The sequence below is a fragment of the Gemmata sp. genome, from assembly GCF_051859125.1.
Lineage (GTDB): Bacteria > Planctomycetota > Planctomycetia > Gemmatales > Gemmataceae > Gemmata.
The window spans coordinates 1-25,054 of sequence record NZ_JBHYGG010000286.1; the positions used below are offsets into that span (position 1 = coordinate 1).

30 protein-coding genes are annotated in these 25,054 nt (G+C 69.2%); 18 read left to right on the forward strand and 12 right to left on the reverse strand.

The genetic code is table 11. The features are described from left to right. Positions 1 to 516: Fur family transcriptional regulator (locus ACTIGN_RS29580; protein ID WP_439630699.1), on the forward strand; the 516-nt coding region annotated here is incomplete at its 5' end. A gap of 590 nt (positions 517 to 1,106) precedes the next feature. Here ACTIGN_RS29580 and ACTIGN_RS29585 read toward each other — a convergent pair. The 4 genes from ACTIGN_RS29585 to epsC form a co-directional block, all read right to left on the reverse strand. Then, complete coding sequence (locus ACTIGN_RS29585) at positions 1,107 to 1,361, reverse strand: hypothetical protein (RefSeq protein ID WP_439630701.1); 255 nt, start codon at positions 1,359 to 1,361, stop codon at positions 1,107 to 1,109. Continuing rightward, positions 1,358 to 1,927: a PIN domain-containing protein gene (locus ACTIGN_RS29590; protein WP_439630703.1), complete on the reverse strand. Its 570-nt coding sequence runs from the start codon at positions 1,925 to 1,927 to the stop codon at positions 1,358 to 1,360. The genes ACTIGN_RS29585 and ACTIGN_RS29590 overlap by 4 nt, the downstream gene beginning before the upstream one ends. A gap of 1 nt (position 1,928) precedes the next feature. Beyond that, the gene (locus ACTIGN_RS29595; RefSeq protein WP_439630705.1) at positions 1,929 to 2,381 is read right to left on the reverse strand and encodes a helix-turn-helix domain-containing protein; all 453 of its coding nucleotides are present in this window, start codon (positions 2,379 to 2,381) and stop codon (positions 1,929 to 1,931) included. A gap of 63 nt (positions 2,382 to 2,444) precedes the next feature. Then, positions 2,445 to 3,392 carry a serine O-acetyltransferase EpsC gene (gene epsC, locus ACTIGN_RS29600; protein ID WP_439630707.1) on the reverse strand — a complete coding sequence of 316 codons (948 nt, stop codon included), beginning with the start codon at positions 3,390 to 3,392 and terminating at the stop codon, positions 2,445 to 2,447. Positions 3,393 to 3,925: 533 nt separating this feature from the next. On the opposite strand from epsC, the gene ACTIGN_RS29605 reads away from it, so the two are divergent. After that, on the forward strand, positions 3,926 to 4,600 hold the full coding sequence (locus tag ACTIGN_RS29605; RefSeq protein ID WP_439630709.1) for a DUF4058 family protein: 675 nt from the start codon (positions 3,926 to 3,928) through the stop codon (positions 4,598 to 4,600). 132 nt (positions 4,601 to 4,732) lie between these two features. After that, positions 4,733 to 6,112 carry an aspartate aminotransferase family protein gene (locus ACTIGN_RS29610; RefSeq protein ID WP_439630711.1) on the forward strand — a complete coding sequence of 460 codons (1,380 nt, stop codon included), beginning with the start codon at positions 4,733 to 4,735 and terminating at the stop codon, positions 6,110 to 6,112. Positions 6,113 to 6,275: 163 nt separating this feature from the next. Here the strand turns inward: ACTIGN_RS29610 and ACTIGN_RS29615 are convergent, their stop codons facing one another. Next, positions 6,276 to 6,944: a TIGR02996 domain-containing protein gene (locus ACTIGN_RS29615; protein WP_439630713.1), complete on the reverse strand. Its 669-nt coding sequence runs from the start codon at positions 6,942 to 6,944 to the stop codon at positions 6,276 to 6,278. 186 nt (positions 6,945 to 7,130) lie between these two features. Between ACTIGN_RS29615 and ACTIGN_RS29620 the strand changes: the two genes are divergently transcribed. The 10 genes from ACTIGN_RS29620 (at position 7,131) to ACTIGN_RS29665 (ending at position 15,594) form a co-directional block, all read left to right on the forward strand. After that, positions 7,131 to 8,063: a DnaJ C-terminal domain-containing protein gene (locus tag ACTIGN_RS29620; RefSeq protein ID WP_439630715.1), complete on the forward strand. Its 933-nt coding sequence runs from the start codon at positions 7,131 to 7,133 to the stop codon at positions 8,061 to 8,063. Positions 8,064 to 8,487: 424 nt separating this feature from the next. Beyond that, positions 8,488 to 8,886, forward strand: a complete 399-nt coding sequence (gene rnpA, locus ACTIGN_RS29625; protein ID WP_439630717.1) for a ribonuclease P protein component — start codon at positions 8,488 to 8,490, stop codon at positions 8,884 to 8,886. After that, on the forward strand, positions 8,883 to 9,131 hold the full coding sequence (gene yidD / locus ACTIGN_RS29630; RefSeq protein ID WP_439630719.1) for a membrane protein insertion efficiency factor YidD: 249 nt from the start codon (positions 8,883 to 8,885) through the stop codon (positions 9,129 to 9,131). Before rnpA ends, yidD begins: the two co-directional genes overlap by 4 nt. Before the next feature lie 241 nt (positions 9,132 to 9,372). Further along, a complete protein-coding gene (locus ACTIGN_RS29635) occupies positions 9,373 to 10,407 on the forward strand; it encodes a vWA domain-containing protein (RefSeq protein ID WP_439630721.1) in 1,035 nt (344 codons plus the stop codon). Between the two features lie 59 nt (positions 10,408 to 10,466). Further along, positions 10,467 to 11,210 (forward strand): DUF4058 family protein, encoded by a 744-nt coding sequence (locus ACTIGN_RS29640; RefSeq protein WP_439630723.1) that lies wholly within the window; start codon positions 10,467 to 10,469, stop codon positions 11,208 to 11,210. Positions 11,211 to 11,458: 248 nt separating this feature from the next. Further along, positions 11,459 to 11,947, forward strand: a complete 489-nt coding sequence (locus ACTIGN_RS29645) for a hypothetical protein (RefSeq protein WP_439630725.1) — start codon at positions 11,459 to 11,461, stop codon at positions 11,945 to 11,947. Positions 11,948 to 12,182: 235 nt separating this feature from the next. Then, complete coding sequence (locus ACTIGN_RS29650; RefSeq protein ID WP_439630727.1) at positions 12,183 to 13,265, forward strand: VWA domain-containing protein; 1,083 nt, start codon at positions 12,183 to 12,185, stop codon at positions 13,263 to 13,265. Between the two features lie 79 nt (positions 13,266 to 13,344). Beyond that, positions 13,345 to 13,674: an STAS domain-containing protein gene (locus ACTIGN_RS29655; protein WP_439630729.1), complete on the forward strand. Its 330-nt coding sequence runs from the start codon at positions 13,345 to 13,347 to the stop codon at positions 13,672 to 13,674. Positions 13,675 to 13,726: 52 nt separating this feature from the next. Continuing rightward, complete coding sequence (locus ACTIGN_RS29660) at positions 13,727 to 14,377, forward strand: carbonic anhydrase (protein ID WP_439630731.1); 651 nt, start codon at positions 13,727 to 13,729, stop codon at positions 14,375 to 14,377. A 56-nt stretch (positions 14,378 to 14,433) separates the two neighbouring features. Continuing rightward, entirely contained in the window at positions 14,434 to 15,594 is a 1,161-nt protein-coding gene (locus tag ACTIGN_RS29665) for a hypothetical protein (protein WP_439630733.1), read from the forward strand. Positions 15,595 to 15,596: 2 nt separating this feature from the next. Here the strand turns inward: ACTIGN_RS29665 and ACTIGN_RS29670 are convergent, their stop codons facing one another. From ACTIGN_RS29670 to ACTIGN_RS29690, 5 genes are read right to left on the reverse strand one after another with little or no spacing between them, the layout of a single operon-like run. Beyond that, a complete protein-coding gene (locus ACTIGN_RS29670) occupies positions 15,597 to 15,914 on the reverse strand; it encodes a hypothetical protein (RefSeq protein ID WP_439630735.1) in 318 nt (105 codons plus the stop codon). Beyond that, the gene (locus ACTIGN_RS29675) at positions 15,911 to 16,192 is read right to left on the reverse strand and encodes an addiction module protein (protein ID WP_439630737.1); all 282 of its coding nucleotides are present in this window, start codon (positions 16,190 to 16,192) and stop codon (positions 15,911 to 15,913) included. The genes ACTIGN_RS29670 and ACTIGN_RS29675 overlap by 4 nt, the downstream gene beginning before the upstream one ends. Next, positions 16,192 to 17,289: a family 16 glycoside hydrolase gene (locus ACTIGN_RS29680; RefSeq protein WP_439630739.1), complete on the reverse strand. Its 1,098-nt coding sequence runs from the start codon at positions 17,287 to 17,289 to the stop codon at positions 16,192 to 16,194. The genes ACTIGN_RS29675 and ACTIGN_RS29680 overlap by 1 nt, the downstream gene beginning before the upstream one ends. Positions 17,290 to 17,310: 21 nt before the next feature. Then, positions 17,311 to 17,628, reverse strand: a complete 318-nt coding sequence (locus ACTIGN_RS29685; RefSeq protein WP_439630741.1) for a type II toxin-antitoxin system RelE/ParE family toxin — start codon at positions 17,626 to 17,628, stop codon at positions 17,311 to 17,313. Continuing rightward, positions 17,625 to 17,912, reverse strand: coding sequence for an addiction module protein (locus ACTIGN_RS29690; protein WP_439630743.1), 288 nt, complete (start codon positions 17,910 to 17,912; stop codon positions 17,625 to 17,627). Before ACTIGN_RS29690 ends, ACTIGN_RS29685 begins: the two co-directional genes overlap by 4 nt. A gap of 166 nt (positions 17,913 to 18,078) precedes the next feature. Between ACTIGN_RS29690 and ACTIGN_RS29695 the strand changes: the two genes are divergently transcribed. The 3 genes from ACTIGN_RS29695 (at position 18,079) to ACTIGN_RS29705 (ending at position 21,197) form a co-directional block, all read left to right on the forward strand. After that, a complete protein-coding gene (locus ACTIGN_RS29695; protein ID WP_439630744.1) occupies positions 18,079 to 19,539 on the forward strand; it encodes a sulfatase in 1,461 nt (486 codons plus the stop codon). Positions 19,540 to 19,563: 24 nt separating this feature from the next. Further along, positions 19,564 to 20,460 (forward strand): alpha/beta hydrolase, encoded by an 897-nt coding sequence (locus ACTIGN_RS29700; protein ID WP_439630746.1) that lies wholly within the window; start codon positions 19,564 to 19,566, stop codon positions 20,458 to 20,460. 104 nt (positions 20,461 to 20,564) lie between these two features. Beyond that, the gene (locus tag ACTIGN_RS29705; protein ID WP_439630748.1) at positions 20,565 to 21,197 is read left to right on the forward strand and encodes a Uma2 family endonuclease; all 633 of its coding nucleotides are present in this window, start codon (positions 20,565 to 20,567) and stop codon (positions 21,195 to 21,197) included. Between the two features lie 4 nt (positions 21,198 to 21,201). Here the strand turns inward: ACTIGN_RS29705 and purD are convergent, their stop codons facing one another. Together purD and ACTIGN_RS29715 are read right to left on the reverse strand one after the other, a co-directional pair. Beyond that, complete coding sequence (gene purD / locus ACTIGN_RS29710) at positions 21,202 to 22,569, reverse strand: phosphoribosylamine--glycine ligase (RefSeq protein WP_439630771.1); 1,368 nt, start codon at positions 22,567 to 22,569, stop codon at positions 21,202 to 21,204. A gap of 11 nt (positions 22,570 to 22,580) precedes the next feature. Continuing rightward, on the reverse strand, positions 22,581 to 22,955 hold the full coding sequence (locus ACTIGN_RS29715) for a hypothetical protein (protein ID WP_439630750.1): 375 nt from the start codon (positions 22,953 to 22,955) through the stop codon (positions 22,581 to 22,583). 157 nt (positions 22,956 to 23,112) lie between these two features. On the opposite strand from ACTIGN_RS29715, the gene ACTIGN_RS29720 reads away from it, so the two are divergent. After that, on the forward strand, positions 23,113 to 24,063 hold the full coding sequence (locus ACTIGN_RS29720; protein ID WP_439630752.1) for a metal ABC transporter solute-binding protein, Zn/Mn family: 951 nt from the start codon (positions 23,113 to 23,115) through the stop codon (positions 24,061 to 24,063). A gap of 111 nt (positions 24,064 to 24,174) precedes the next feature. Further along, a complete protein-coding gene (locus tag ACTIGN_RS29725) occupies positions 24,175 to 25,026 on the forward strand; it encodes a metal ABC transporter ATP-binding protein (protein WP_439630754.1) in 852 nt (283 codons plus the stop codon). The last annotated feature ends 28 nt before the right edge of the window (positions 25,027 to 25,054 follow it).

Here is a 25,054-nt window from a genome sequence, read left to right on the forward strand (position 1 = left end):
GCCCGTCAGTTCCGCCCGGAGGGTTGCGCCGTGTCCCTGGCCTCCGTCCCGGTCTCGCAGACCCCGGAGAGCAAGTTCCGGGAGTACCTCGCGAGCCGGCCCAAGCCGCAGCGGTTCACCGAGCAGCAGCGCGAACTCGTCGAGCACGTGTTCGCCAAGCACTCGCACTTCGAGGCCGAGCAGCTCATCGACGAGTTGAAGAAGGCCGGCAAGAAGGTGAGCCGCGCGACCACGTACCGCACCCTGCTGAAGCTCGTGGACGCCGGCCTGCTGCGGCGGATCGAGTTGCCCACGGGGACGGTGTACGACCACGACTACGGCTACCCGGCGCACGACCACCTGGTGTGCGAGCAGTGCGGCACGATGATCGAGTTCCAGAGCGAGCAGATCGACGCGGTGCTGCGGGACGTGACCGCCGCCCACCAGTTCCGCGGCACGGCGCACACGCTGGTGATCCGGGGGATCTGTGCGGCTTGTAACGCCGCCCGCACCGTCAAGCGCCGCATGGTGATGTGATGCCCAATCAGTGGGACCGCTATCACGACAACGACGGTTTCCCCGAGGGCGATGTTTTGCCGTGTCCTGTCTGCGACGACATGACGAACAGTCTGAAGCAGTATAAATACGTCGATCTAATCGTTTTTTTTGGTGCCGGAGCAATGTGGCAAGAAGCGCATTACCGCGCTTGTCCCGGGTGTATGCGGGCGTTGATCGTTCAACGCGCGGCTCTCAATTTTTTTCCTGCAAATCTCTTCTGGCTGGTACTGGTGTTCCCCTGGGGGTTGAGGTTGATGAACCGGAGCTACGCCCCCGGTCATTCGCCGGAGGCAGTGGAGAGCTCTCAAGAAGACCGTCTTCCACCACCTGTAGCATCTCATTCCCCCGAGAAGCCACCAGGGTTTGGAAGCGATCTTCTCCTCATTTTTGCGGCGATGTTGGCTTGGTTTCCCTGCTTTGGTGTCCCCTTCGGCTTGTTTGGATGGTTGGTTTCGCGTGGCTACTCGGATTGGCGGTGGTGGGTCGGGCTTTGGTGCGTGTTTAGTACCCTTATCTTTCATGCTTTCGTCTTGGTACGAGTTGCAATCCGGGCCGCATAACGATTCACCTCACTCGCCCGACCCCTTCAGCCGCAGCAGCGACTCCTGAACGAGCCCCTTGGCGTCGGCGAGCACGCCGAGGAGCGGCGCGAGGTCGGGCGGGGGCGTGGTGCGGTCGCCCGGCCCGAGGCGGTAGTAGACCAGGTGCTGGTTGAGCGCGACCATCGCGTCGGTGAGCGAGTCGAGCACGAGCGCGAGGTTCCCCGCGTCCCGGCCCATCTGGAACCGGTAGTCGTCGAGCCGGGCCGCGTCGGGTTCGGTCACAGTTCGTCCAGGTGTCGGGTGAGTCGGTCCACGGTCCGCACCAGACCGTTATCACGCAATGTTTGGAGCAAGTCCGCGGCCGAGCGCGGCGGATTCTTCAGGCTCGCCCGTTGCGCCCGAACCGCCGCCGCGACCGCTCCCGAATCGAGGTCGATCAGGTCGCAGACGAACTCGTCGGGGTGTTGGACGGAGACGCCGAACGGTCGAAGGGCGTCGTCGGGGAAGTCCTTCAAGTTGAACGTCACGATCACGTCGGCGCGACCGGCGATCGCGGCCGCGAGGACGTGGCGGTCGCCCTCGTCCGGCAGGGCGAGTGATGGGACCAGCGCCTCGTACCCGGTAACGAGGCAGTCGCCGGCGTGCGCGTTCATCAGGTCGCGGGTTCGTTCGAGCCGCTCCCGGGTCAGGTCGGACCGGTTCGCGAGCACGTTCCGGATCCACTCCTCGTGAATGTCGTTCGACCACCTCGCCCGGAACAGTCCGGTCAGGGCCAGGCGCATCACGCAGTCGCGGAGCGGCGCGGGGTACAGGACGTTCGCGTCGAACAGTGCGGTGAACGCGGGCACGTCAGTACCCCATGTCGAGTTCCTGCGCGTCGGCCGCGAGTTGGTCCAGGGTCCGCTGCCGGGCCGCGTGTTCCGCCCGCTGGTACGCCAGAACGTCCCCGGCCCGCACGCGGCGGTGCCGCCCGACCTTGCGGTGGGGGAGCCGGCCCGCGTCGAGCAACCCGACGAGGTGCGGGCGCGACACGCCCAGGAGGTCCGCGGCCTCCTGCGTGGTGAGTTCGGCGTGGAGCGGGAGCACGACGACCGCCTGACCCTCGGCGAGCGCGGCGAGGAGTTCGCGGACGAGCCGGGCGGCGACCGGCGGCAGGGGGATGTCCCCACCGCTTCCGTCGGTCACGAGTCGGAGCCCCTTCGCGTGCGCCCGCTCGCTTAGCCGGCGAGTAGACTCCTTCGCGACCGCCACCTCGGCATCGGTCGGGGCTGTGGGCGCGAACCGGTTCAATTGCGGGAGCATGGCGGGAACCTCCGCCCGAATTATACGCAGCCGTCGAAACAGACGCAACAAACGAAACGGCGGTCAGATCTCGTAGGTGAGCGGCTCGTGGCCGAGCTTCGAGCCCCGGAGCCGGAGCCGGGGCTTCTCCAGGACGACCGTCGTGTCCGGCGGGACGCTCTCGGTGAGCCACACGTTCGAGCCGATCACGGCCCGCTCGCCGACCACCGTGTTGCCGCCGAGGATCGTCGCGTTGGCGTACACCACCACGCCGTCCCTCAGCGTCGGGTGCCGCTTGTAGCTGCCCTTGAGCAGCTCGCCGTCGTCGTCCTTCGTGAAGCTCAGCGCGCCGAGCGTCACGCCCTGGTAGATCTTCACCCCCACGCCGATGTCGGTCGTCTCGCCGATCACGACGCCGGTGCCGTGGTCGATGAAGAACCCCGGGCCGATCGTCGCGCCGGGGTGGATGTCGATGCCCGTCTTCGAGTGCGCGAACTCGGTCATCATCCGCGGGATGAACGGCACCCCGAGGGCGTAGAGCTCGTGGGCGACGCGGAAGACGGTGATCGCCTCCAGGCCGGGGTAGCTGAAGATGACCTCGTGGTGCGTGCGGGCGGCCGGGTCGCCGCGGAACGCCGCGTCCACGTCCTGCTCGAGCACCTTGCGGATGTTCGGCAGCCGGCGGAGCAGCTCGACCGCCTTGGGCTGGGCCATCTTCTCGCAGTCGACGTGCGGGGACTCCTCGCACAGCTCGTGCCGCAGCGCGCGGGCGATCTGGTTGGTGAGCTTGTCGTGCAGCGCGTCGATGATGTTCCCGACGTAGTACGCGATGTTGCCGATGTGGAGGTTCTGCCGCTTGCCGTACCCGGGGTAGAGCACCTCGTAGAGGTCGGCGACGATCTCGGCGACGGCGTCGCGGCTCGGCAGCGGCTCGTGCCCGAGGTGGTTGAGCCGGCTGCACTCGGTGTACGTCTCGACGAGCAGGTCGGTGACGGTCGGCAGCTCTTCCTTGAGGCGAATGTCCGTGGCCATGGCGACTCCGGGGCGGAACCCTGCGATGCCCGTAGCAGGATGGTATGGCGACGGGGCGGGGAACGTCAACGCGGACCGCACTCGTATCCCGGTGTCGCGAGGCGCGGCAGCGGCCCGGTTCGGGTGCCCGCGACGTCAGCAACCGGCGGCCCGTGGAAGTCCACGATCGCTCGGAACCAAGGGCCGCGTTGCGGTGCGTGAACCGCTTGCATCGTAAGTGTTTTCGTCAGGCCGCGCCGCGGGGATGAGATTTTTCGGGGCCGTTGGCACCGGGGCTGCTATTACTCGGTCGGCGAGACTGAAACGAACTGACCGACTGAGTGGAGGGGAGAGGCCACTCAGAAGGTGACTCGGATCAGCTCTGCTACTTCGACTACCCAGGTGCGTTGGCAGAGGGGAGAGGCTGCCAACCGCCTGGGTAGTTGTATTTTTCGGCCCGCCGACTCTGTCACCTCGCACCGCCCCCAGCCCCGCACGTCCGATCACCCAGCGCGCCCGCCCCGGTGGTACAATCACACCACGGAGGGCCAGCAATGCCGTCACCATTCCCGGGAATGAACCCGTACCTGGAACGCGAATCGGTCTGGTCCACCTTTCGGCTCTCGTTCATCTGCGCAGCCAACGCACAGCTCGCGGCGCAGCTTCCCGAGCACTACATCGTGCAGGTCGGGACACGGAAGTACGTCACCGAGCCGCCGCCAGAGCGGCGACACCTGGACGTTCCAGACGTCGAGAAGTGCCCCCACGTGCTGATCCGCGACCTGGAGACGGAACAGACGGTGACGCTCATCGAGTTCCTGAGTCCGGTGAACAAGTACCCCGGTGCCCACCGGGAACGCTACATGGCGATCCGCGAGGAGATCCTCCGCTCCCGGGCGCACTTCATCGAGATCGACCTGCTCCGCGGCGGCCCGCGGATGCCGCCGAGCGAGCTGCCGACGTGCGACTACTGCGCGATCGTGAGCCGCGTCGAGGAGCGGCCCGAGGCCGGCGTGTGGCCGTGGCGGGTTCGCGACCCGCTCCCGGTGCTCCCGGTCCCGCTGCGAGCGCCCGATCCCGACGCGACGCTCGACCTCAAGGCCGTCGTCGATCGCGTCTACGACGAGGGGCGGTACGCGAACTACGTCTACGGCGGCCCGCCCGAGCCGCGGCTCGCCCCCGACGACGCGGCGTGGGCCGCACCGTTCCTCCCGCCCGCCCGGTCGTGACGGCGAGAGGACGGAACCCCAGTAGACAGAGGACAGATGAAGACCGCGTGGCCTCTTCGCTTCCGTCCCTCTGTCCTCTGGGGTTCCGTCCTCTGGTGCTAAACTAACGGCTCCCCTTCCAGGAGTTCCGCCATGCCCGCGACCGCCGCCGCGACGCGCCCGCTCGCCGAGCGCTACACCGCCGAGTTCCCCGGATCGAAGGCGCGGTTCGAGCGGGCGAAGCAGGTGTTCCCCACCGGCGTCACGCACGACACGCGGATGATGGACCCGTTCCCGGTCTACGTCACCCACTCGAAGGGCGCGTACAAGTGGGACGTGGACGGCCACACGCTCGTCGACTACTTCGTCGGCCACGGCTCGCACATCCTCGGCCACTGCCCCGACGACGTGGTGCGGGCCGTGCAGGAGCAGATGGGGAAGGGGACCCACCCCGGCGCGTGCCACGACCTCGAAATCGAGTGGGGCCAGCTCGTCCAGAAGCTCGTCCCGAGCGCCGAGCGGGTGCGGTTCACCGGCAGCGGCACCGAGGCCACGCTGATGGCGCTGCGGCTGGCGCGGCTGTTCACCGGCAAGCCGAAGTTCCTCCGGTTCCAGGGCCACTTCCACGGGTGGCACGACTACGTCACCGTCTCCGCCGACCCGCCCTACGACGCCACCACGGTGCCCGGCGTGCCCGACGCCGTGTCGGGCCAGTGCGTCGCGGTGCCGCCGAACGACCTGAACGCGGTCGAGGCCGCACTGAAGGCCGACGCGCAGATCGGGGCGGTGATCCTCGAACCGACCGGCGGGCACTGGGGTGCCGTGCCGATCCGCGGCGCGTTCCTGAGTGGGCTCCGCGACCTCTGCACCAGGTACGACAAGCTCTTGATCTTCGACGAGGTGATCTCGGGGTTCCGCGTGGCGCCCGGCGGCGCGCAATCGCACTACGGCGTGACCCCCGACCTCACGACGCTGGCGAAGATCCTCGCGGGCGGGCTGCCGGGCGGGTGCTGTGCGGGCCGGGCCGACGTGCTGGCGTACATCGAACCGCGGCCGGGCAAGCCGAAGATGAAGCACCCCGGGACGTACAACGCGAACCCGCTCTCGGCGGCCGCCGGCGTCGCGACGCTGAAGCGCATCGCAACGGGCGAGCCGTGCCGCCTCGCGAACGAGGCCGGCTGCACGCTGCGGAACGAACTCAACGCACTGTTCGAAGCGCGGAACTGGCCGTGGGTCGCCTACGGCGACTTCTCGATGGTGCGGGTCGTGCCGAACTACACCGGCGAGCGCCCGCGGCCGGCGACCGGCGACACCGACGGCTTCGTGCCGCTCGGGGGCGACGTGAACGCCCTCGACGGCCCCAAGGACATGAAGCTGGTGTTCGCCCTCCGCCAGGCGATGCTGCTGAACGGCGTCGACTGGTGGGGCCTGGCCGGGATGACGAGCTGCGCGCACACGCCCGAGGTTGTGCGCGCGACCGTGAGCGCGTTCGAGGCGTCGGTCGAAGCAGTCGCGGCCGAAGGGCTGGTGTGATACCCCGGTTCGAGCCCCGGAGGGGCGGCGGATGGTAGCCATTGGTGGAGCGAGCCCGACGACCGTAACCCCTGGTCCGGGGGCGATCCGCACTGCGCCGGGGACCAGGGGTTTGCCCGAAGCGGGCCGCACCCCTGGCTACCATCCGCCGCCCCTCCGGGGCTCAAGACACCGGAGGTGCCGCGTCGCCCCGCTGCTGAGGTGCCGCGTCGCCCCGCTGCTTCCGCTTCGCTTCCTCACGCGCCTGTGACACGGCATCGATCTGGCAACGCTCCTCTTCTTTCCGAAGCATTTCAGCACTCGGTCGACCCGCCCAGTACCGGCGCGGGCTCAGGTCGTCGTGGCGACGGATGACGCCGAGGTCCACGGCGATGCAGCGCCCGAGTTCGGCGCTCTGTCGAGCGTCCGCGATCGTGTCGCAGTAGTGGACCGTCTCCTTGCACTGCCCACAGAACCGAACCGCGTCGTCGTCTGTCGCCGTCAACTCGTCCCACCGCTTTTCGCACACGAACTCAAACAACTGGCGGAGGCGTCGCTCGTTTCGAGCCTCGGCTCGCTTCCCGGCACAGTTCTCGATTTTCAGCCGACTCACCACCGCGAGCCACTCGGTCGGGAGCGCCGCGGCGAGCGGTTGAAGATCCTGACGCCGTCCCTTGCGCCAACCGGCACTCCGGTTGGGCTCCAGCAACCGCACAGTGAGCCGAAGGAACTCGGCCTTCGCGCCGCTCACAGCGTCGCCGCGTTCGTCGAGCCAGTCGGCGTACACGAGGCGCGTCGTGTCGTCGGCGGGGTTGTCGCGGAGCTTCTGGAGGAACCCGTCTTCGTCGCCCATGTGCGCCTCCGGGGTGAGGGTTGCCTGTGCGCTCGGACACCCGCGCCCCGCCGCAGGTTCGGACGCCCCGGAACCCGCGAATCCGTTGTACCCGTCGCCGAATCTAAACGCCAGCGGTGCCGGCGCGCGCCCCGCGGTACAATGACCCGGTCCACGGTTCCCCGTTACGCCATGACAACCACCACCATGCCCCGCGATCCCTACGAAGTCCTCGGCGTCTCCAAGTCCGCGTCCGCGGACGAGATCCAGAAGGCGTACCGCAAGCTGTCCAAGAAGCACCACCCGGACCGCAACCCGGGCGACAAGGCCGCGGACTCTGCGTACAAGGAAGTGCAGGACGCCTACGCGGTCCTCGGCGACGCCGCCAAGAAGGCGAACTTCGACCAGTTCGGGTTCGCCGGCCCGCCGCACGCCGGCTTCCCGGGCGGCGGTGGCGGGTTCCCCGGCGGCGGGGGGTTCGGGGGCGGGGGCGGCCCGAACATCGACCCCGAGATGGCCGAGGAGCTGTTCAAGCGGTTCGTCGGCGGCGGGGGCGCGGGCGGGGACGGGCCGGACCTCGGCGACCTGTTCGGCGGGGGCCGGCGGCGGGCGCGGCCCCGGGCCCGGCGGCAGCCGGTCGAGCCGATCGAGGCCGACATCACCGTCCCGTTCCTCGTCGCGGCGACCGGCGGGACCGTCGCCATCCAGGTCGGCGACGACCAGATCGAGGTGCGGGTGCCCGCGGGGATCGAGGACGGCAAGAAGCTCCGCGTGAAGGGGGACGACACCCGCCCGCAGGACGTGCTGCTGCGGGTGAAGGTCGCCCCGCACGCGTACTTCCGCCGCGACGGCAACGACGTCCTGCTCGACGTGCCGGTCAGCGTCGCGGAGGCGGTGCTCGGCGGGAAGGTCGAGGTGCCGACGATCGCCGGCGAGCGGCTGGAGGTGAAGGTCCGCCCGGGGACGTCCGGCGGCACCCGGCTCCGGCTCCGCGGCAAGGGGATCAACGGCGGCGACCAGTACCTCGTGTTCAAGGTGCTCGTCCCGCCCGGCGAGGTCGACGAGGCGAGCCGCAAGCTCATCGAGGAGTTCGCGAACCTCAACCCGCAGACCCCCCGGGCGAACGTCGCGTGGGCCTGACGTGTCCGTCTGGAGGAGTGATACCGAATCGCGTGGATCAGTTGCTCCTGGTGGGGCAGGCATTCGTGCCTGCCTCCGAAGGCGTCTGAAGGCAGGCAAGAATGCCTGCCCCACCAACTAAAAAACGAATCCATGCGATTCGGGATGAGACGCCCGCATTGGGGCGAACCCTGAGCGCCAGCGAGGGGGTGGGCTCGTGGTTGCCCGGACCGGCCGGCGGTCGAGAAACCCGGGTGCCCGGCGAGCCGGGAGCGTCAGCGACCGGAGGTGGGCGCTGACCAGGAACTCCGGTCGCTGACGCTCCCGGCTCGCCACGATCCCTGGTGCTGTTGCTGCCGCCGAACGAGTGCCGCCGTCAAATCGCGCACCCCCTCGCTGGCGCTCAGGGTTCGCCCGGCCACCTGCCCGAGTTGAGGCCCGACCGATGACCGCCCCGCCGAAGCCCCTGACGTTCCCGCAGACCCACCGGCTGAAGACCCCGGCCGAGTTCGACCGGTGCTACAAGCGGAAGCGGTCCGCGTCGGACGACGTGCTGATCGTGTACGCGTGCGAGAACGAGTTGCCGCACCCGCGGCTCGGGTGCTCGGTGTCGAAGAAGGTGGGCAACGCGGTGGTCCGCGGGCGGTACAAGCGGCTGTTCCGCGAGGCGTTCCGGCGGTCGCAGCACGACCTGCCGCCGGGCACCGACTTCATCATGATCCCGCGGCCCGGCCCCGAGCCGACCCAGGCCGCGGTCACCGCGTCGCTGGTGCGGGTCGCGCGCCAGGCGGCCCGGAAGCTCGGCCCCCGGCCCGCCGAGCCCCGCCCGGAGGGCGCGCCGTGAACGCGATCCGCTGGCTCTGGCGCGGCCCGGCCCTCGCCCTGGGCGGCCTGATGGTGCTGTGTGTCCGCGGGTACCAGCGGTTCCTGCGGCCGCTGCTCCCGCCGATGTGCCGGTTCCAGCCGGGGTGCAGCGAGTACTTCATCCTGTCCGTGAAGAAGCACGGGCCGGTGTTCGGCTGTGCGAAGGGCGCGTGGCGGATCTGCCGGTGCAACCCGTGGACCCCCGGGGGCTGGGACCCGCCCTGACGGTCGCCCGACGGGTCAGTTCGTCCGGACTTTTGGCCCTTGAGGACCCGCGCCGCCGCCGAGCAGTCCGCCCGTCGTAATTCACTTCCACCAAACGTGTTGCACGCCCGCAAATGTCGATCTGATGCAAATTTGTCCGCAAGAATTATGATGATTTGGCGAAATCGGAGTTCCTCGGCGAGGGGTGGCGCGACCGCGCCGAATCAATGAGAACCGGCCGCCGGTCCGCTACACTGACGGGATGCCCGCGCTGTCGTTCGCACACCCGTGGTTCCTCTGGCTGAGCCCGCTGGCGCTGCTCGTCGCTTCGTCGTGGGCGCGACGAACAGCGCCCGCGCTCCGGTTCAGCGACGCAACGCTGTTCGCCGGCCCCCGCGGCGGCCGGGCGTTCCGCGCGCGGTGGGGCGGCGCGGCGATGCGGGGGCTGGCGTGCCTCGCGCTGGTGCTGGCGTGCGCCGGGCCGCGGGTGCCCGACGAGCGGACCCGGCTCCCGGCCGAGGCCATCGCCGTGATGATGGTGCTGGACGTCAGCGACACGATGGGCGGGAAGGTGGCGTGGGCGCCGGGCGAGCCGGAGGTCACGCGGCTCGACGCCGCCCGCCGCGCGTTCAAGCTGTTCGTCGCCGGCGGCGCGGCCCCGGACGGCACGACGTTCGAGCCGCGGGCCGCCGACCAGATCGGCCTCGTCGCGCTCGCCTCGGTCCCGCAGACCGTGTGCCCGCTCACGCTCAACCACTCGGTGCTGCTGAAAATCGCCGACGGGCTCGCCGTGAAGGGCGGGGTGGACGCGGGGACGAACGTGGGCGACGCGATCGCCGAGGCGCTGGTCCGGCTCGAAGCGACGCCCGGCACGCGGACGAAGGTGGTGGTGCTGCTCAGCGACGGCCAGCACGTCCAGTCGAAGGAGGGGCCGGACGCGGGGCTGTGGCCGCGGCAGGCGGCGCAACTCGCGGCCAACCTCGGGTACAAGGTGTACACCATCGACGCCGGCCCGGAGCCCGACCCGGCCGCGCCGGCCGACGACGAGCGCCGCCAGGGCCGCGCGACGCTGCGGGCCGTCGCCGAGATGACCGGGGCGCGGGCGTTCGTCGCGACCAAGGGTTCCGACATGCTCGCGGCGTACCGCGAGATCGACGCGGCCGAGCGGGTGCCGGTCGAGACGTTCCAGTACCGCCGGTACTTCGAGCTGTACGGGTGGTGCGCCGCCGCCGCCGCCGCCCTCCTGGCGCTGACCCGCGTGCTCGACCGCACCCGGTGGCGCACCTTCCCCGTGTGAGCCGCGCGACACGGAATCCTTCGCACGGGTCGTGGTACAATTGCCCCAGGAGGACACCTATGCCCCTGCGCGACCACTTCCGACCGCCCGTGAGCAAACGAGCCTCGTGGGAAGGACTCCACGGCGGTTGGCCGATGGTGATCGTTCAGCAACTCCGGAAAACGCTGCCGCCAGGATTTATCGCGAGCCCAAGCGTTCGCCTCGGCTCGTTCTACGAGATCGATGTCGCGACCTACGAGCCAGATGAGGCCCAGGCTTCACCCCGCGGGAACTCCTGGCACGGAAGCAACGGCGCGACAACCGTACAGTGGGACGCGAGCGAACCGAGTGTCGCGATCGAAGTTGAACCCGACGAGGAGTACGAGTACGCCGTCCACGTCTACGACGCGGAACGTGAGCAGACACTCGTGGCCGCGATCGAGATTGTCAGTCCGGCGAACAAGGACCGTCCCGAGAAGCGGAACAGTTTCGTGGCCAAGTGCGCGGCACTCTTGCGGCAAGGCGTATCAGTCTGCGTCGTCGATCTCGTGACCAACCGGCAGTTCAACCTGTACACGGAGTTGATGGCATTTATTGGTCACGGCCGTAAAGACCCGATGAGTGAGAACCCGCCCGCGACCTACGCGGCCTCGTGCCGGTGGGGACCACGCGGGGACAAGTCGCGCCTGGAAACCTGGTCGCGTGTGATGACTGTGGGGCAACCGTTGCCGAGCTTACCGTTGTGGCTCCGCGCCGATCTAGCCGTCACGCTCGACCTGGAAGCGACCTACGAGCAAGCCTGCCACGACCTGTGGATCGAGTGAATGCGCAACTCGCGAACGCGGTGCCTGGTGGGCGCAATTCCACAACCGACTTTCCCGCGGAAAGCGGACATCATTTCCGATATGGCACACCGAGCCGGTTGGGGGGGGGCTTAAGCATGACACGGTCAATTATATGATGGGTGGCAATCTTCAAACGAATCGAGAGAGGCTGCTTGCTACCGTGCTTGCAGACATATCCCGTATTTTACAGGAACGTTTAATCCGAACTCGTAAGGGAGTGGTCTGATATGGATGAGGTCGATGATTGGATTGCCAACTTCGACGGCCAGAGGGATAAGATCGGGACACTCGACAAGATTGGAGCCACGTGCGGCGATGACCGCTCGCCCAAGTTGTACTTGTCTGTAGTTACGTCTGACAAGTATGACCTCGACACTCGGCGGCATGCCACACGTCTCCTACGTTATGCGTTTCCCGACGCAAACGACGTTAAAGAGGCTGTTGTGTCGGCTACTCTTCGCTTAGCTGCCACTAAGAAAACTGACGAAAACCTTCGGCTGGATTGTCTCGAAGTCATTATGTTCTCAGACCGGACCTATGACACCGTCAAGGCATTGGTTGCGATTATGGCTGACTCTCATGATTCGCAGGAAGTCAGGGAAATGGCTATGGATGTCCTCAAGCGTCATTTAGATAAAGAAATGATCAGGAAATCAGTCGATCAGATTGCAGTTCGAGATGCCGTCTTCAATGAGTATTGCTCGAAGCTGTTGTAGCTTCGCCCGCCTTCGTGTGCAAAAACCCTGTTCGCGAACAAACGGCTTCTTCGGAAGGATTGACCATCGAGAGCGAGCGAACGAAGCCCGGCACTCACCACTGTCTCCTTTCCGGAAAGTCTGGCCGCTTCAAGTGCTGAAATCAGTGGGTGAGTTTCAGTCGCCGAGTTGGTGAACGAACAACTCCGGCCAGGGCTTGAATTCGCGGTTCGAAACCCGGAAATCACCAACATCCATGCCATTCCTCGCCGCAACGTCGGGACTCGCCGGGCTCGCCGAAGACGCGCGCGAGTTCCTCGCCGCGCTGCGGTTCGCGCGGCCGGACGTGCTCTGGCTGGTACTGGTGTTCCCCGCGTTCGCGCTCCTCGACCGCTGGGCCGGGCGGCAGCGCCGGCGGGCCGTCGAGCGGATCGGCCGGCCGAGCGCCGTCGCCGGGCAGCTCACGCACCCGCCGGCCCGCGGCCGCTGGGCCGGCCTCGCGAACTCGCTGGCGTGGACGCTGCTGATCCTCGGCGTCGCGGGGCCGCTCTGGGGCAAGAGCGACGAGACCGGCGTCGCCGTCGGCCGCGACGTGGTCGTGGTCATCGACCTGAGCCGCACGATGCTCGCCGACGACATGGACGACCGCTCGGCCCCGATGCGGTGGCAGGCCGCACGGGCCGCCGCACTCGACCTCATCGACGCGATGGCGAGGCGCGGCGGGCACCGGGTCGGCGTCGTCGTGTTCGCCGCCCGCACCGCGGTCCTGTGCCCGCTCACCACCGACTACGACCACGCCCGCGCCATTGTGAAGGACATCAAGGGCGACGACCCGCCCGTCGAGATCCGCCCGCCGGTCGGGGTCGAGGTGCTCTCGGGCACGCGCATCGGGGCCGCGCTACTCGCCGCGGTCGGCACGCACGACAAGCGGTTCCCGGGCCACCAGGACATCGTCCTGCTGTCCGACGGCGACGACCCGGGTGCGGACTCGGAGTGGGTCCGCGGGGCCGACGCCGCGCGGGACGCGAAGGTGCCCGTTCACGCCGTCGGCATCGGCGACCCGGCGGCGGGGACGTTCATGACGCTCGGCGACGAGCCGTTCGAGACGCGGCTCCAGGAAGCGCCGCTGAAGCAGGTCGCTGCCGAGACGCGGGGCCAGTACCTCGGCACCCGCACGGGGCCGCCGCGGCTCGGCGAGTTCTTCCGCTCGCAGATCGAGCCCCTCCCCGGCCGCGAGGTGAGCGACGAGGCCGTCCCCCAGCCGAAGGAGCGGTACCCGTGGTGCCTGGCGCCGGCGCTCGCGCTGTTCGCGCTCGGCTGGTTCCGCGGCCGGACGTGACCGCGCTCCCAACTGCTGGCGTCGGGCGGCGGCGGCGGCTAGGATGTGGTGGTTCGGACCTGCGACGCGGGAGCAACGAATGGTCGTGCGCGAGAAGAGCGGCCCCAACCTGGTGGTCGCGCTGGTCAGCCGGCTCGACGAGGGAACCTCCGCGGACGTCGAGGACCGCCTGCTCGCCGAGATCGGCGCCACCGTCACGCGGCTCGTCCTCGACCTGTCGGCGGTCGAGTTCCTCAGCAGCGCCGGGATGCGGGTGCTGATCGTCGCCTCGAAGAAGGTCCGGGCCAACGGCGGCGACATGGCGTTCACCGGCGTCGGCCCGAGCATCCGCAAGGTGCTGGAGATCAGCGGCTTCATCAAGATGTTCCGGATCGTCGCGTCGCCCGCCGACGCCTTCGCCCCCAACTGACCCCCGAAGTACCCGGGGGCCGACGCCCCCGACCCCCGAGCAGGTGCCCGCCGTGCCCGACGCCCCCGACAGCGCACAGCCCGACCCGATCGACCGGTCCCGCGAGCCCGGCCAGGGGCTCACCAAGGAAGAGGCGCTGCACCGCCTCCTCGAAGGGCACTGGCGGTACCTGGAGAACTCGCGGGTGCAGCGGTCCGTGACCGCCACCGACCGCGGGCTCCACGCGCAGGGCCAGTACCCGTTCGCGGCGCTGCTCGGGTGCGCCGACTCCCGGGTCTCGCCCGAACTGATCTTCGACCAGGGCCAGGGCGACATGTTCGTCGTCCGCGTCGCCGGGAACATCATCGGCCTGTCGGGGCTGGCGAGCCTGGAGTACGCGGTCCAGCACCTGGGCGTCAAGCTGATCGTGGTGATGGGCCACGAGAACTGCGGGGCCGTGAAGGCCGCGCTGGACGTTCACGACGCCCCCGGGCCGATCGGGTACCTGCTGCGGCAGATCGCGCCGGCCGTCGAAGAGGCCCGCGCCGCCGAGGGGCCGCTCCTCGACCGGGCCGTCGAGTGCAACGTCAAGCACACCGTGAACAACATTTTGGAGCGGAGCGAGACGCTGAAGAAGTGCGTGGACGACGGCTTGCTCCGGATCGTCGGCATCGTGTACCGGCTGTCGAGCGGCGACATCGAGTTCCACGCCACCGCCGGGTGAAACCCGTCGCCGCCCGCCGGGGTATGGACGGGGAACACCACTCCCCGGTCCCGCCCATGTCCACCGCCACCGCCACTCTCGACGAACCCCTTCTTGCACCCGAGCCCGCGCTTGCGCTTGGCCGCCTGCGCCGCGCGCGTCGGGCGGTCGCGGCGGCGTCCGAGTGGCTGTTCGGGATCGCGGCGCTGTTCCTCGGGCTGGCGGTCCTCGGGTCGGTGCCGGTCGGCCAGTTCCTGGTCCTCGGGTACGCGCTCGAGGTGTGCGGTCGCGTGGCCCGCAGCGGCCGGCTCCGCGACGGGTTCATCGGCGTGCGGACGTTCGCCCGGCTCGGGGGGGTCGCGGCCGCGTGCGTGCTGCTGTGGCTCCCGCTCTACGGCGTGTCGATCTTCGCCGAGAACGCCGCGATCATCGACCCGTTCGGCCCCGCGGCCCGGCAGTGGCGACTGGCGCTGAGCGTCCTGGCGTTCCTCTACACCCTCCACGTCGCTGGTGCGCTGCTCCGCGGCGCACGGTTCCGCGACTTCTTCCGACCGCTCAATTCGCTGTGGTTCGTGAAGCGCGGGCTCAGGGGGGGGCTGTACGCCGACGCGCGCGACCGCCTGTGGGCGTTCGTCGCGGCGCTGCGGGTGCCGTACTACTTCTGGCTCGGGCTGCGGGGATTTGTGGGCGCGTTCCTGTGGCTCGCGGTCCCGCTGGCGCTGCTGGGCCAGGGGCACCGGCACCCGGCGCTGGGGCTCCTCGGCGGCGCGCTGCTGGCGGTCGTGGTGCTGTACCTGCCGTTCCTGCAGGCCCGCTTCGCCCGCGACAACCGCCTGCGGGCGTACAGGGAACTGCGGCCCGTGCGAGCGGAGTACCGCCGCGCGCCGCTGGCGTTCGCGCTGGCCCTGGTGGTTCACCTGCTCGCCGCGGTGCCGCTGTACCTGCTGAAGGTGGAGGCGATCCCCCGCGACCTGATCTTCCTCGAAGGGGTGGTGTTCCTGGCGTTCATCCTCCCCGGCCGGTTCCTCGGCGGGTGGGCGTACTCGCGTCCCGCGCGCCGCGACGCCCCGCGGCACTGGACGCTCCGCTGGGCCGGCCGGCTCCTGATGCTCCCGGCGGTGGGCGTGTACGTCCTGGTCGTGTTCGCGTCGCAGCACATCGGCTGGCAGGGGATCTCGAGCCTGTACCAGCAGCACGCCTTCCTGCTCCCGGTGCCGTTCGTGAACCTGAATGGGTGAGGTCAGGTGCCCGGGGGCAGGTTGCGGTGCCAGGAACCCTCGGGACTGTCGGCGTGAACGACAGCAACCACGAGGACATCTTCGCCGCTGACGAGGTAGATCACCCGCTGGTTGAACCGCTTGATGAAGAACTCGCGGATCTCGAGCCCGGGTACGCCGTCCTCGACGAGTGGGTAGAGCCGGGGTTGAGCGGCGACCGCAGCGGCCGCCCGGCCGAACTCGGCCTGAAAGGCCGAGCCATAGCGTCCTGGCTTCCGGTTGTAGGCACGAACTGCGTTGGCCGCGTCCAGCCTCGCTCCCGCCGAGATGTCGAAACTCATTTCGGTTCACCCTCGGCTGCCACCTGCCGCAAGTGCTCCATCGTTTCTTGCAGCGAGTAGGTCTTCATCGTCCCGTTCTCGACGGCCTCGATCCGGCGCTTGATCTCGGCCTTCCAGTACGCCCAGTCGCCGACCGGTTCCAGTTCGGGAACCGGCGGTCCCTCGCCGAGCAGTTCGCGGAGCCGCGCCTGGCTCTCCGGCGAGAGCCTCATCACCCGCTCGATCAGTTCGGGGGTGAGTTCCGTCTCGGGCGTCTCCGTAGTCGTGGCACTCGACATCACTTCCCCTCCTTCGTCTCGCGGTAGAACACGTTCATCACTTCCAGCCCCTCGGTGCCCTTGAAGGTGACGGGGTGCGGGCCGCGCTCGACCGCGAACGTGGCGCGGCTCCACGCGCCGGGCTTGCCGCCCTCCCGCGGCTCGGCCCGCACCTTCGAGTCCCCGATCTCGACGTGGAACTCGTTCTTCTCGGCCTTCGCCGGCACCCTCCAGTCGAGGATCAGTTGCCCCGGCCCCACCGGCTTCTCGGTCACGAGGTCGCCCTTGCCGGTCGCGATGAGCTTGCCGTCGGACACCTTCCACGCGCCCTCTTTCGTCGTCCAGCCCTTCAGGTCGAGCGCGTTGAACAGCGAGACGTGCCCTTCCGAGACCTTCGCGACCTCTTCCGGCTTCGGGTTCGTGCTCGGGAGTTCCTTGATGGTGAGGTTCTTGAAGTGGCACTCGGCCCCCTCGCTCTCGAGCGCGAGGTAGCCCTTCCGCGGGTTGCAGTTGCTGACGCCCGAGACCTCCTTGCCGTTCACTTCCAGCTTGATCGCGCCGTCGTTGGCCGTGACCTTGTAGTGGTTCCACTCGCCGCCGCCCTTCACCCGCTCCTCGCTCGGCAGGCACCGCTCGTACCCCTTCGGGTGCGGCCGGTCGGGCACGCACTTCGCGCCCCAGATGCTGAACAGGTCGCCGTGGTTCGTGGCCCAGTCGCGCTTCGGGTAGTTGATGAGCACCTGCACCTCGATGCCGCGGGTGTACACGGTGCCGACGGCCGGGAGCGGGTCGCCCCACACGAACAGCCCCGAGTTCGCGACCTCCTTCTTGTTGACGTGCATCCAGTCCATTTCGAGGACGAAGTTCTCGTACTGCCGGTCGGTGCGGAGGAACCCCATCGGGTTCCCGGTGGTGACGATCTCGCCGTCCTTCACGAAGAACGTGTCCGAGTGGGTGTTCACGAGCGCCCAGCCGCCGAGGTCCTTGCCGTTGAACAGCGGGCGGGCGCCGTCGTCCTTCTTGTCCTCGGCCGAGGCGATCCGGGGGTGTGAACCCGGGGAGGCGGTTACGGCAGCGGCGAACGCGGAACACAGGAGCAAGTAGCGAGCGGGGCGCATGGGGAGGTCCTTGGGGTGGGTTCAGTCGAGATCGGTGAGGCGGCCGTGCCACGAGCGGGGCCGGGTGCGGGCGTGGATCACGGCAACGATGACGGCCTCGCCCTTCCAGATCGCGTACACGACCCGGTGCTCGAACCGGGCGATGAAGAACTCGCGGGTCTCGGGTTCGTCCGGCCCGTCCTCGGTCCGCGGGTACATCTGCGGGTTCGCACCGATCGCGGCGACGGCCTGCCGCATCGCGGTCTCGAACGCATCGCTCCAGCCGGCCCGGAACCGTTCCAGGTTCGCTGATATTGTCGCCGCGTCCTCGACCGCGGCCGCGAGGGGGCGAACGTTCATTTTTTCCTGACCTCCTCAGCGCGCCGCCGCATCTCGGCGAACATGTCTTCGGGATCGATCAGCTTCGCTTTCCCGCTCGTCAACTCGTCGAGCCGCGAGCGGACCAATTGCTTGTCGCGGGCCTCGGCCTCTTCGAGCGAGGTGAAGCCGCGCTTCACGCTGTCGAGGAGCAGGTGCGCCAGGTCGAGCCGGGTCTCCTCGGGGAGCTTCAGGAGCCGGTTCACCAGTTCGGTCGAGCGGTCCGCGGTCACGGGCGCGCCGCTCGGGGTGGTCTCGGTGGCCATCGCGTCACTCCTTGGTTCGGTCCGTCGCGGTTGGGTAGCTCGCGGTTGGGTAGCTCGCGGTTTCGGCGTCCGGCGGCTTGTTCGGTTGGGCGTGGTACGGCACAATGGCCCGCGGAGCGTGCATTCTACCGGAACCGCCGTGCGCGATTCACGCCGGAAATCTCCCATGCGAACCGCCCTCGTCCTCGCCGCCGCGCTGCTCCCGGCGGCCCCCGCGCCGGCGGCCGAGAAGCCGAACGTCCTGTTCATCGCCATCGACGACCTGAACGACTGGGTCGGGCCGCTCGGCGGGCACCCGCAGGTGAAGACGCCGAACCTCGACAAGCTCGCGGCCCGCGGGACGACGTTCACCAACGCGCACTGCCAGAGTCCGCTGTGCAACCCGAGCCGCACGAGTGTGCTGACCGGCCTGCGGCCCACCACGACCGGCGTGTACGGGCTCGCGCCGTGGTTCCGCACGTCGGATGCATTCAAGGACCACGCCACGCTGTTCCAGTGGTTCAAGAAGAACGGGTACGCGACGACCTCCGTGGGGAAGATCTTCCACGGCGGCTACCCGCCCGCGAAGGACCGGGCCGCGGAGGTCGATGCGTTCGGCCCGCCGCACCCGGTGCCGCGGCCGAAGGCGAAGTTCGTGCAGACCCCGGACCCGACACCACTCATGGACTGGGGCGTGTTCCCCGAGAAGGACGAGGGGTGCTTCGACCACGACGTCGCGACGTGGGCCGTCGGCCAACTCAAGAGCCCGCCGAAGGGGCCGTGGTTCTTCGCCGTCGGGTTCCAGCACCCGCACGTCCCGTGCTACGCCCCGCAGAAGTGGTTCGACCTTTACCCCGAAGACACACTGGCGATGCCACCTGTGAAGGCGGACGACCGCGACGACCTGCCGCGGTTCGCGAGCTACCTGCACTGGAAGCTGCCGGAGCCGCGGCTGAAGTGGCTCGATGAGAACAAGCAGTGGAAGCCGCTGGTGCGGGCGTACCTCGCGAGCGTCAGCTTCGTCGACGCGCAGGTCGGCCGCGTACTGGACGCGCTCGCCGCGTCGGGGCAGGACAAGAACACGGTCGTGGTGCTTTGGAGCGACCACGGCTGGCACCTCGGCGAGAAGGGCATCACCGGGAAGAACACGCTGTGGGAGCGGTCCACCCGCGTGCCCCTGATCTTCGCCGGTCCTGGGGTCGCCGCCGGCGCGAAGTGCGGCCGGCCCGCGGAGTTGCTCGACCTCTACCCGACGCTCGCCGAACTCGCCGGCCTGCCGGCGAACACCGCGAACGAGGGCTTGAGCCTCGTTCCGCAACTCAAGGACTCGAAGGCGGCCCGCGAGCGGCCCGCGGGGACGACGCACAACCCCGGCAACCACGCGGTCCGCACCGAGCAGTGGCGGTACATCCGCTACGCCGACGGCAGCGAGGAACTGTACGACGTCGCCGCCGACCCGAACGAGTGGGCCAACCTCGCGGTCGAGGCGAAGCACGCCGACCTCAAGAAGCAACTCGCGAAGTGGATGCCGGCGAAGTCGGCCGCGCCGCTGCCGGGTAGTTCTGGCCGCATCCTGACGTTCGATGACGGCCTGCCCGTGTGGGAGGGCAAGCCGATCGGCAAGAACGACCCGTTCCCCGAGAAGTGACCCGCTCCACCCCGGAGGCTCTCCATGACCAGTGTTTGGTCCGCAGTCGCGCTCCTACTCGCACTCTCACTCTCAGCACAGGCCGCCGAGCCGACGGTCGTAAAGCTCTGGCCCGACAAGGCACCCGGCGAGACGAAGGACCTGGGCCCCGGCCGCGAGGTCGAGCCCAAGAAGGGCCAGGCCGAGGTAAAGCGGCTCGCCGACGTGGGCACGCCCACGATGACCATCTACCCGCCGGCCGCGGACAAGGCGAACGGCACCGCGATCATCGTCGCGCCCGGCGGCGGGTACTCGATCCTCGCCTACGAGCACGAGGGGACCGACGTGTGCGAGTACCTGAGCAAGCTCGGCGTCACCGCCGTGCTGCTGAAGTACCGCGTGCCGAAGCGCCCCATGCAGGTGCCCGACAACCTCGCCGCGTTCCAGGACGCGCAGCGGGCCGTGTGCCTGCTCCGCAAGGGCGCGAAGGAGAACGGCATCGACCCGACCCGCATCGGCATGCTCGGGTTCTCGGCCGGCGGCAACCTGACCGCGTGCGCCGCGCTCGCCGAGAAGCGGGTGTACGACGAGGTGGACGCGGCCGACAAGGAGTCGCCGGTGCCGAACTTCGCGCTGCTGATCTACCCCGCGTACCTGAGCGACAAGGGCGGCGGGCTCAAGCCCGAGTACAAGGTGACCAAGGACGCGCCGCCCATGTTCTTCGCGCACTCGTCGGACGACCCCATCTCCAGCGAGGGCAGCGTCGCACTGTACCTGGCGCTGAAGAAGAACAGCGTGCCGGCCGAACTGCACCTGTACGCGAGCGGCGGCCACGGGTACGGGATGCGGAAGACGCCGCACCCGTCCGCGACGTGGCCCGACCGCGCCGCCGACTGGCTCAAGGCCCGCGGCCTGCTGGAGAAGGCCAAGCCGAAAGAGTGACGCCCAACCGACCCGACCACCAGCGCACGAAGCCCAGCCGCACACCGGCTGGGCTTCGTGCGCTGGTGCCCCGTGTGGTACAACAGGGACGAGGAGGAGCCCGCATGACCCCGACGATCGCACCGTCCGCCGTACCGACCGCCGCGCCGCCGAAGCGCTACTACCTCGCGCAGGCCGCGTTCCGCAAGTTCACGCTCGCCGAGTACCACAAGTTGATCGAACTCGGCGTGTTCATGGACGGAGAGCCCTACGAACTCCTCGAAGGCAACCTGGTACACAAGATGTCACGCGGTACCCCACACGACACGACTCTCGACCTGCTCGAAGAGGTGCTGGCTCGCTGCCTTCCGCAACCCTGGTATCCGAGGACGCAAAAGGCGCTGACGCTTGCCGACAGCGAGCCCGAACCCGACATCGCGATCGTTCCCGGACCACGCCGGCGTTACTCGAACGGGCACCCCACGCCGGCCGAGGCCCGCCTCCTCATCGAGGTTTCCGCGAGTTCGCTCCTCGTCGATCGCCACGACAAGGGCAGCATTTACGCGGGGGCCGGCGTCCCCGTTTACTGGGTGGTGAACGTGGCGGACAAGGTGATCGAGGTGTACACGCAGCCGGGCGGCACGGGCGAGGCGGCGGCGTACGCGGCGTGCGACGTGTTCCCGGTCGGGGCGAGCGTGCCCGTGGTCCTCGACGGCGCCACCGTCGGGACCGTCGCTGTTGCCGACGTCATGGGGTAGCGGGTCAGCTCGTCGCGGGCTTGTCGCCGCCGGGGCGGCGGAACTTCGCCGGGAGCTTCGGCGGCTCGACGGGCGCGGCGACCGGCTTCACCTTCAGTGCCTTGTCGGCGATGTCCGTCCGGTAGTGCATCCCCGCGAAGCGGATGAGCTTCACCGCCTCGTAGGCGCGGGCCTTGGCGGCGGCGAGGTCGGACCCGAGCGCCGTCACGCCCAGGACGCGGCCGCCGTCGGTCACCACCCGGCCCTTGTCGTCGGTCTTCGTCCCCGCGTGGAACACCTTCACGCCCGGCAGCGCGTCGGCCTCGGCGACGCCGGTGATCTCCTTGCCGTTGTCGTACTTCCCGGGGTACCCGCCGGAACAGAGCACCACGCACACGGCCGGCCGCGGGTCCCACTCGACCTTGTTCTCGAACTCGTGGAGCCGCTCGTCGGCCACGGCCTCGAGCAGGTCGAGCAGGTCGGTCTTGAGCCGCATCAGGACCGGTTGCGTCTCGGGGTCGCCGAACCGGGCGTTGAACTCCAGCACCCGCGAGCCCTGGTTGGTCAGCATCATGCCGGCGTAGAGGACGCCCTGGAACGGGTACCGGGCGCGCTTCATCGCGTGGACGACCGGCACGAACACGTCCCGCTCGAACTCGGCCATGAGCTTCGGCGTCGCGGCCGGGGCGGGGCAGTACGCGCCCATGCCGCCGGTGTTCGGCCCCTTGTCGCCGTCGTTGACCGCCTTGTGGTCCTGGCACGCCGGCAGCGGGAGGATCGTCCGCCCGCTCACCAGCGCGAGCACCGAGAGCTCCTCGCCGTCGAGCTTCTTCTCGATCACGATCTTGCGGCCCGCGGTCCGGCCGAACTCCTCCTCGGTCATGATCCGCCGCACCGCCTGCATCGCCTCGGTGTTGTCCTTGCACACCACGACGCCCTTGCCGGCCGCGAGCCCGTCGGCCTTCACCACGACCGGGTAGTCGCGGGTCTCGACGTAGGTGCGGGCCGGGCCCGGGTGGTCGAACACCTGGAAGTCGGCGGTCGGCACGTCGGCGTGCCGCATCAGTTCCTTGGCGAAGACCTTACTCCCCTCGATCCGGGCCGCCTCCTTCGACGGGCCGAACACCCTGAACCCCTTGTCGCGGAGGTAGTCGGCCAGGCCCGCCGCGAGCGGGTCCTCCGGGCCGATCACCACGAGGCCGATCTGCTCGCGGGCGCAGAACCGGTTCAGCTTGTCGGTCTCGGTGTGGTCGATGGCGACGTTCGTGGCCCCCTCGGCGGCGGTCCCCGCGTTCCCCGGGGCGCAGAAGACCTTCCCGGCCCGCGGGGACTGCCTCAGCTTCCACACGAGGGCGTGTTCCCGGCCACCCTTGCCGATCACCAGCAGGTTCATGAGTGTCGCGTTCAAAGAGGGGTGTTGAGGGGCCGGGGGGCTGCGGCCCTGCGGACCGCGGCGAACAGTTCGTCGATGTTCTGGCGGTGCCGGGCCGGCCACCACGCCGGCCCGCGGCTCACGGCGTGGATCAGCGTCCCCGGACCGGCCGGCTTCAGCGTCAGGCTCACCGCGGCGCGACCGCCGAGGCCACCCGACCTGCGGACCAGGTGGACCTCGCCCGCCACTGCGGAACCGATCTCCCAGCCGGGGAGGTCCGCGACCGCCCGGCGGACCGCCTCGACGGCCTGTTCCGGGGGCACCGGTACGACCAGCGGCGCGAGCTTGCGGTGCGTCGGTTCCAGGGTGCTGGCGGACTGCGGAGCGAACCAGTGCATCAGACCCATAGCGGCCCCCGTGCCGGGTCGCCCGACCCTCTGTTAATGTATCCGGGGCGGTCGCACCGGACCACGCGATTCGACCCCGGCGCGTTGTCAAACGCGACCTGTTCGCATAGACTAACAGAGACATTAGCCGGTGCTTCCAATGGTCGGAGTCTGCTTCATGTCCCTTCGCATCTTGGGGGTTGTGGTTCTGGCGCTCGGGGCCGTGGGCGCCGGATCGGGGTGCAGCAGCCAGGCGGGGCCCCCCGCATTTACCGGGGTGCCGGTCCGCGTCACCTGCACGACGACCATCGTCGCGGACGTCGCCCAGCGGGTCGGTGGCGACCGCGTGCAGGTCGAGACGCTCATGGGCGCGGGGGTCGACCCGCACAAGTACATCTCGGGCTCGGGCGACCGCAAGAAGCTCGACCACGCGCACCTCGTGTTCTTCAACGGCCTGCACCTCGAAGGGAAGATGGCCGACCTGTTCGAGAAGAACCACGGCCGCTGGCGCGCCCGGGCCGTCGCCGGCACCATCCCCGCCGACAAGCTCCGCACGGCCGAGGTGGACGGCGGCGAGCACGACCCGCACGTCTGGTTCGACGTGCCGCTGTGGAAGTCGAGCGTCGGGGTGGTCCGCGACGCGCTGAGCGAGCTCGACCCGGCCGGGGCCGAGGTCTACAAATCAAACGCCGCCGCGTACCTCAAGGAACTCGACGACCTCGACCGCGAGGTCCGCGCGAAGCTCGACACCATTCCCAAGGACCGGCGCGTGCTGGTGACCTCGCACGACGCCTTCGGGTACTTCGGCCGGGCCTACGGGTTCGAGGTGATCGGCCTGGAGGGCGTGAGCACGGCGAGCGAGCTGGGCACCCCGCGGCGGAACGAACTGGCCACGCTCATCGGCACCCGCCGTATCCCGGCCGTGTTCACCGAGACGTCGGTGCCTCCGGTCGGGCTCCAGGGCGTGCTCGACGACGTCCGGGCGAAGTACAAGCACGAGGTGAAGCTGATCGGCGGGGAAAATGCACTGTACTCCGACGCGCTCGGCGGGCCGGGCACCCCGGGCGCGACCTACCCCGGAATGGTCCGGCACAACGCCGGGGTGATCGCCGCGGCGCTCGCCCCGTGAGGGGTGATGAAGGTAGGCGACTCGCACCCCGATGCAAGGGCAGCGACCAGTGTGCCGGGACTCGCGGTTGGGGGCTGGCAGCGGGAGACGAGGAGAGGGGGAGAAAACACGATGATCGGTTCCGGTGCGTATCCGATTCCCGCGTCCGCGAACGGCGGCCCGGTGCCGGGGTTCGCTCCCCACCTCCCCAGCTCCCCAGCTCCACATCTGCCCGGTGAGCCGAACCCCAGCCCCCAACCGGCAATTGAAGTCCACGACCTCACGGTCGCGTACCGCGACACGCCCGTGCTGTGGGACATCGACCTGACGGTACCGGCCGGCGTGCTGATGGCGGTCGTCGGGCCGAACGGGGCCGGGAAGACGACGCTCATCAAGGCCGTGCTGGGACTGCTCAAGCCGGTGTCGGGCCGCGTGCTGGTGGGCGGCGTTCCGTACTCCCCGCGGGCGCGGTCGGTCGCCTACGTCCCGCAGCGTGGCACCGTGGACTGGGACTTCCCGACGACGGCGCTCGACGTGGTGCTGATGGGCACCTACGGCAGGCTCGGGTGGTTCCGGCGGCCGGGGAGGGCCGAGCGCGCCGCGGCGACCGACGCCCTGGCGCGGGTCGGCATGGCGGGGTTCGCGGACCGGCAGATCAGCCAGCTCTCGGGCGGCCAACAGCAGCGGGTGTTCCTCGCGCGGGCGCTGGCCCAGGACGCGCCGGTGTACCTGATGGACGAGCCGTTCCAGGGCGTGGACGCAGTGACCGAGAAGGCGATCGTCGAGATCCTCCGCGAGCTCCGCACCCGCGGTCGCACGGTGCTGGTGGTCCACCACGACCTGCAAACCGTCCCCGAGTACTTCGACTGGGTCACGCTGCTGAACGTGCGGGTGGTCGCGAGCGGCCCCGTGGCGCGGGCGTTCACGCCGGTGAACTTGCGTGCCGCCTACGGGGCCGCGGTCCGCACGGCCACCGGGGCGTGAGGGGGCTCCGGGTCCGCCGCGGCCGCGG

Coding starts and splice junctions, on each gene's coding strand:
- ACTIGN_RS29595 (WP_439630705.1), bottom strand. CDS start 2,381: ATGCTCCCGCAATTGAACCGGTTCGCGCCCACAGCCCCGACCGATGCC.
- ACTIGN_RS29605 (WP_439630709.1), top strand. CDS start 3,926: ATGCCGTCACCATTCCCGGGAATGAACCCGTACCTGGAACGCGAATCG.
- ACTIGN_RS29610 (WP_439630711.1), top strand. CDS start 4,733: ATGCCCGCGACCGCCGCCGCGACGCGCCCGCTCGCCGAGCGCTACACC.
- ACTIGN_RS29635 (WP_439630721.1), top strand. CDS start 9,373: ATGCCCGCGCTGTCGTTCGCACACCCGTGGTTCCTCTGGCTGAGCCCG.
- purD (WP_439630771.1), bottom strand. CDS start 22,569: ATGAACCTGCTGGTGATCGGCAAGGGTGGCCGGGAACACGCCCTCGTG.
- ACTIGN_RS29655 (WP_439630729.1), top strand. CDS start 13,345: ATGGTCGTGCGCGAGAAGAGCGGCCCCAACCTGGTGGTCGCGCTGGTC.
- ACTIGN_RS29680 (WP_439630739.1), bottom strand. CDS start 17,289: ATGCGCCCCGCTCGCTACTTGCTCCTGTGTTCCGCGTTCGCCGCTGCC.
- ACTIGN_RS29720 (WP_439630752.1), top strand. CDS start 23,113: ATGTCCCTTCGCATCTTGGGGGTTGTGGTTCTGGCGCTCGGGGCCGTG.
- ACTIGN_RS29620 (WP_439630715.1), top strand. CDS start 7,131: ATGCCCCGCGATCCCTACGAAGTCCTCGGCGTCTCCAAGTCCGCGTCC.
- ACTIGN_RS29665 (WP_439630733.1), top strand. CDS start 14,434: ATGTCCACCGCCACCGCCACTCTCGACGAACCCCTTCTTGCACCCGAG.
- epsC (WP_439630707.1), bottom strand. CDS start 3,392: ATGGCCACGGACATTCGCCTCAAGGAAGAGCTGCCGACCGTCACCGAC.
- ACTIGN_RS29685 (WP_439630741.1), bottom strand. CDS start 17,628: ATGAACGTTCGCCCCCTCGCGGCCGCGGTCGAGGACGCGGCGACAATA.
- ACTIGN_RS29725 (WP_439630754.1), top strand. CDS start 24,175: ATGATCGGTTCCGGTGCGTATCCGATTCCCGCGTCCGCGAACGGCGGC.
- ACTIGN_RS29715 (WP_439630750.1), bottom strand. CDS start 22,955: ATGGGTCTGATGCACTGGTTCGCTCCGCAGTCCGCCAGCACCCTGGAA.
- ACTIGN_RS29650 (WP_439630727.1), top strand. CDS start 12,183: ATGCCATTCCTCGCCGCAACGTCGGGACTCGCCGGGCTCGCCGAAGAC.
- ACTIGN_RS29695 (WP_439630744.1), top strand. CDS start 18,079: ATGCGAACCGCCCTCGTCCTCGCCGCCGCGCTGCTCCCGGCGGCCCCC.
- ACTIGN_RS29670 (WP_439630735.1), bottom strand. CDS start 15,914: ATGAGTTTCGACATCTCGGCGGGAGCGAGGCTGGACGCGGCCAACGCA.
- ACTIGN_RS29615 (WP_439630713.1), bottom strand. CDS start 6,944: ATGGGCGACGAAGACGGGTTCCTCCAGAAGCTCCGCGACAACCCCGCC.
- ACTIGN_RS29705 (WP_439630748.1), top strand. CDS start 20,565: ATGACCCCGACGATCGCACCGTCCGCCGTACCGACCGCCGCGCCGCCG.
- ACTIGN_RS29645 (WP_439630725.1), top strand. CDS start 11,459: ATGGATGAGGTCGATGATTGGATTGCCAACTTCGACGGCCAGAGGGAT.
- ACTIGN_RS29640 (WP_439630723.1), top strand. CDS start 10,467: ATGCCCCTGCGCGACCACTTCCGACCGCCCGTGAGCAAACGAGCCTCG.
- ACTIGN_RS29690 (WP_439630743.1), bottom strand. CDS start 17,912: ATGGCCACCGAGACCACCCCGAGCGGCGCGCCCGTGACCGCGGACCGC.
- ACTIGN_RS29700 (WP_439630746.1), top strand. CDS start 19,564: ATGACCAGTGTTTGGTCCGCAGTCGCGCTCCTACTCGCACTCTCACTC.
- rnpA (WP_439630717.1), top strand. CDS start 8,488: ATGACCGCCCCGCCGAAGCCCCTGACGTTCCCGCAGACCCACCGGCTG.
- ACTIGN_RS29675 (WP_439630737.1), bottom strand. CDS start 16,192: ATGTCGAGTGCCACGACTACGGAGACGCCCGAGACGGAACTCACCCCC.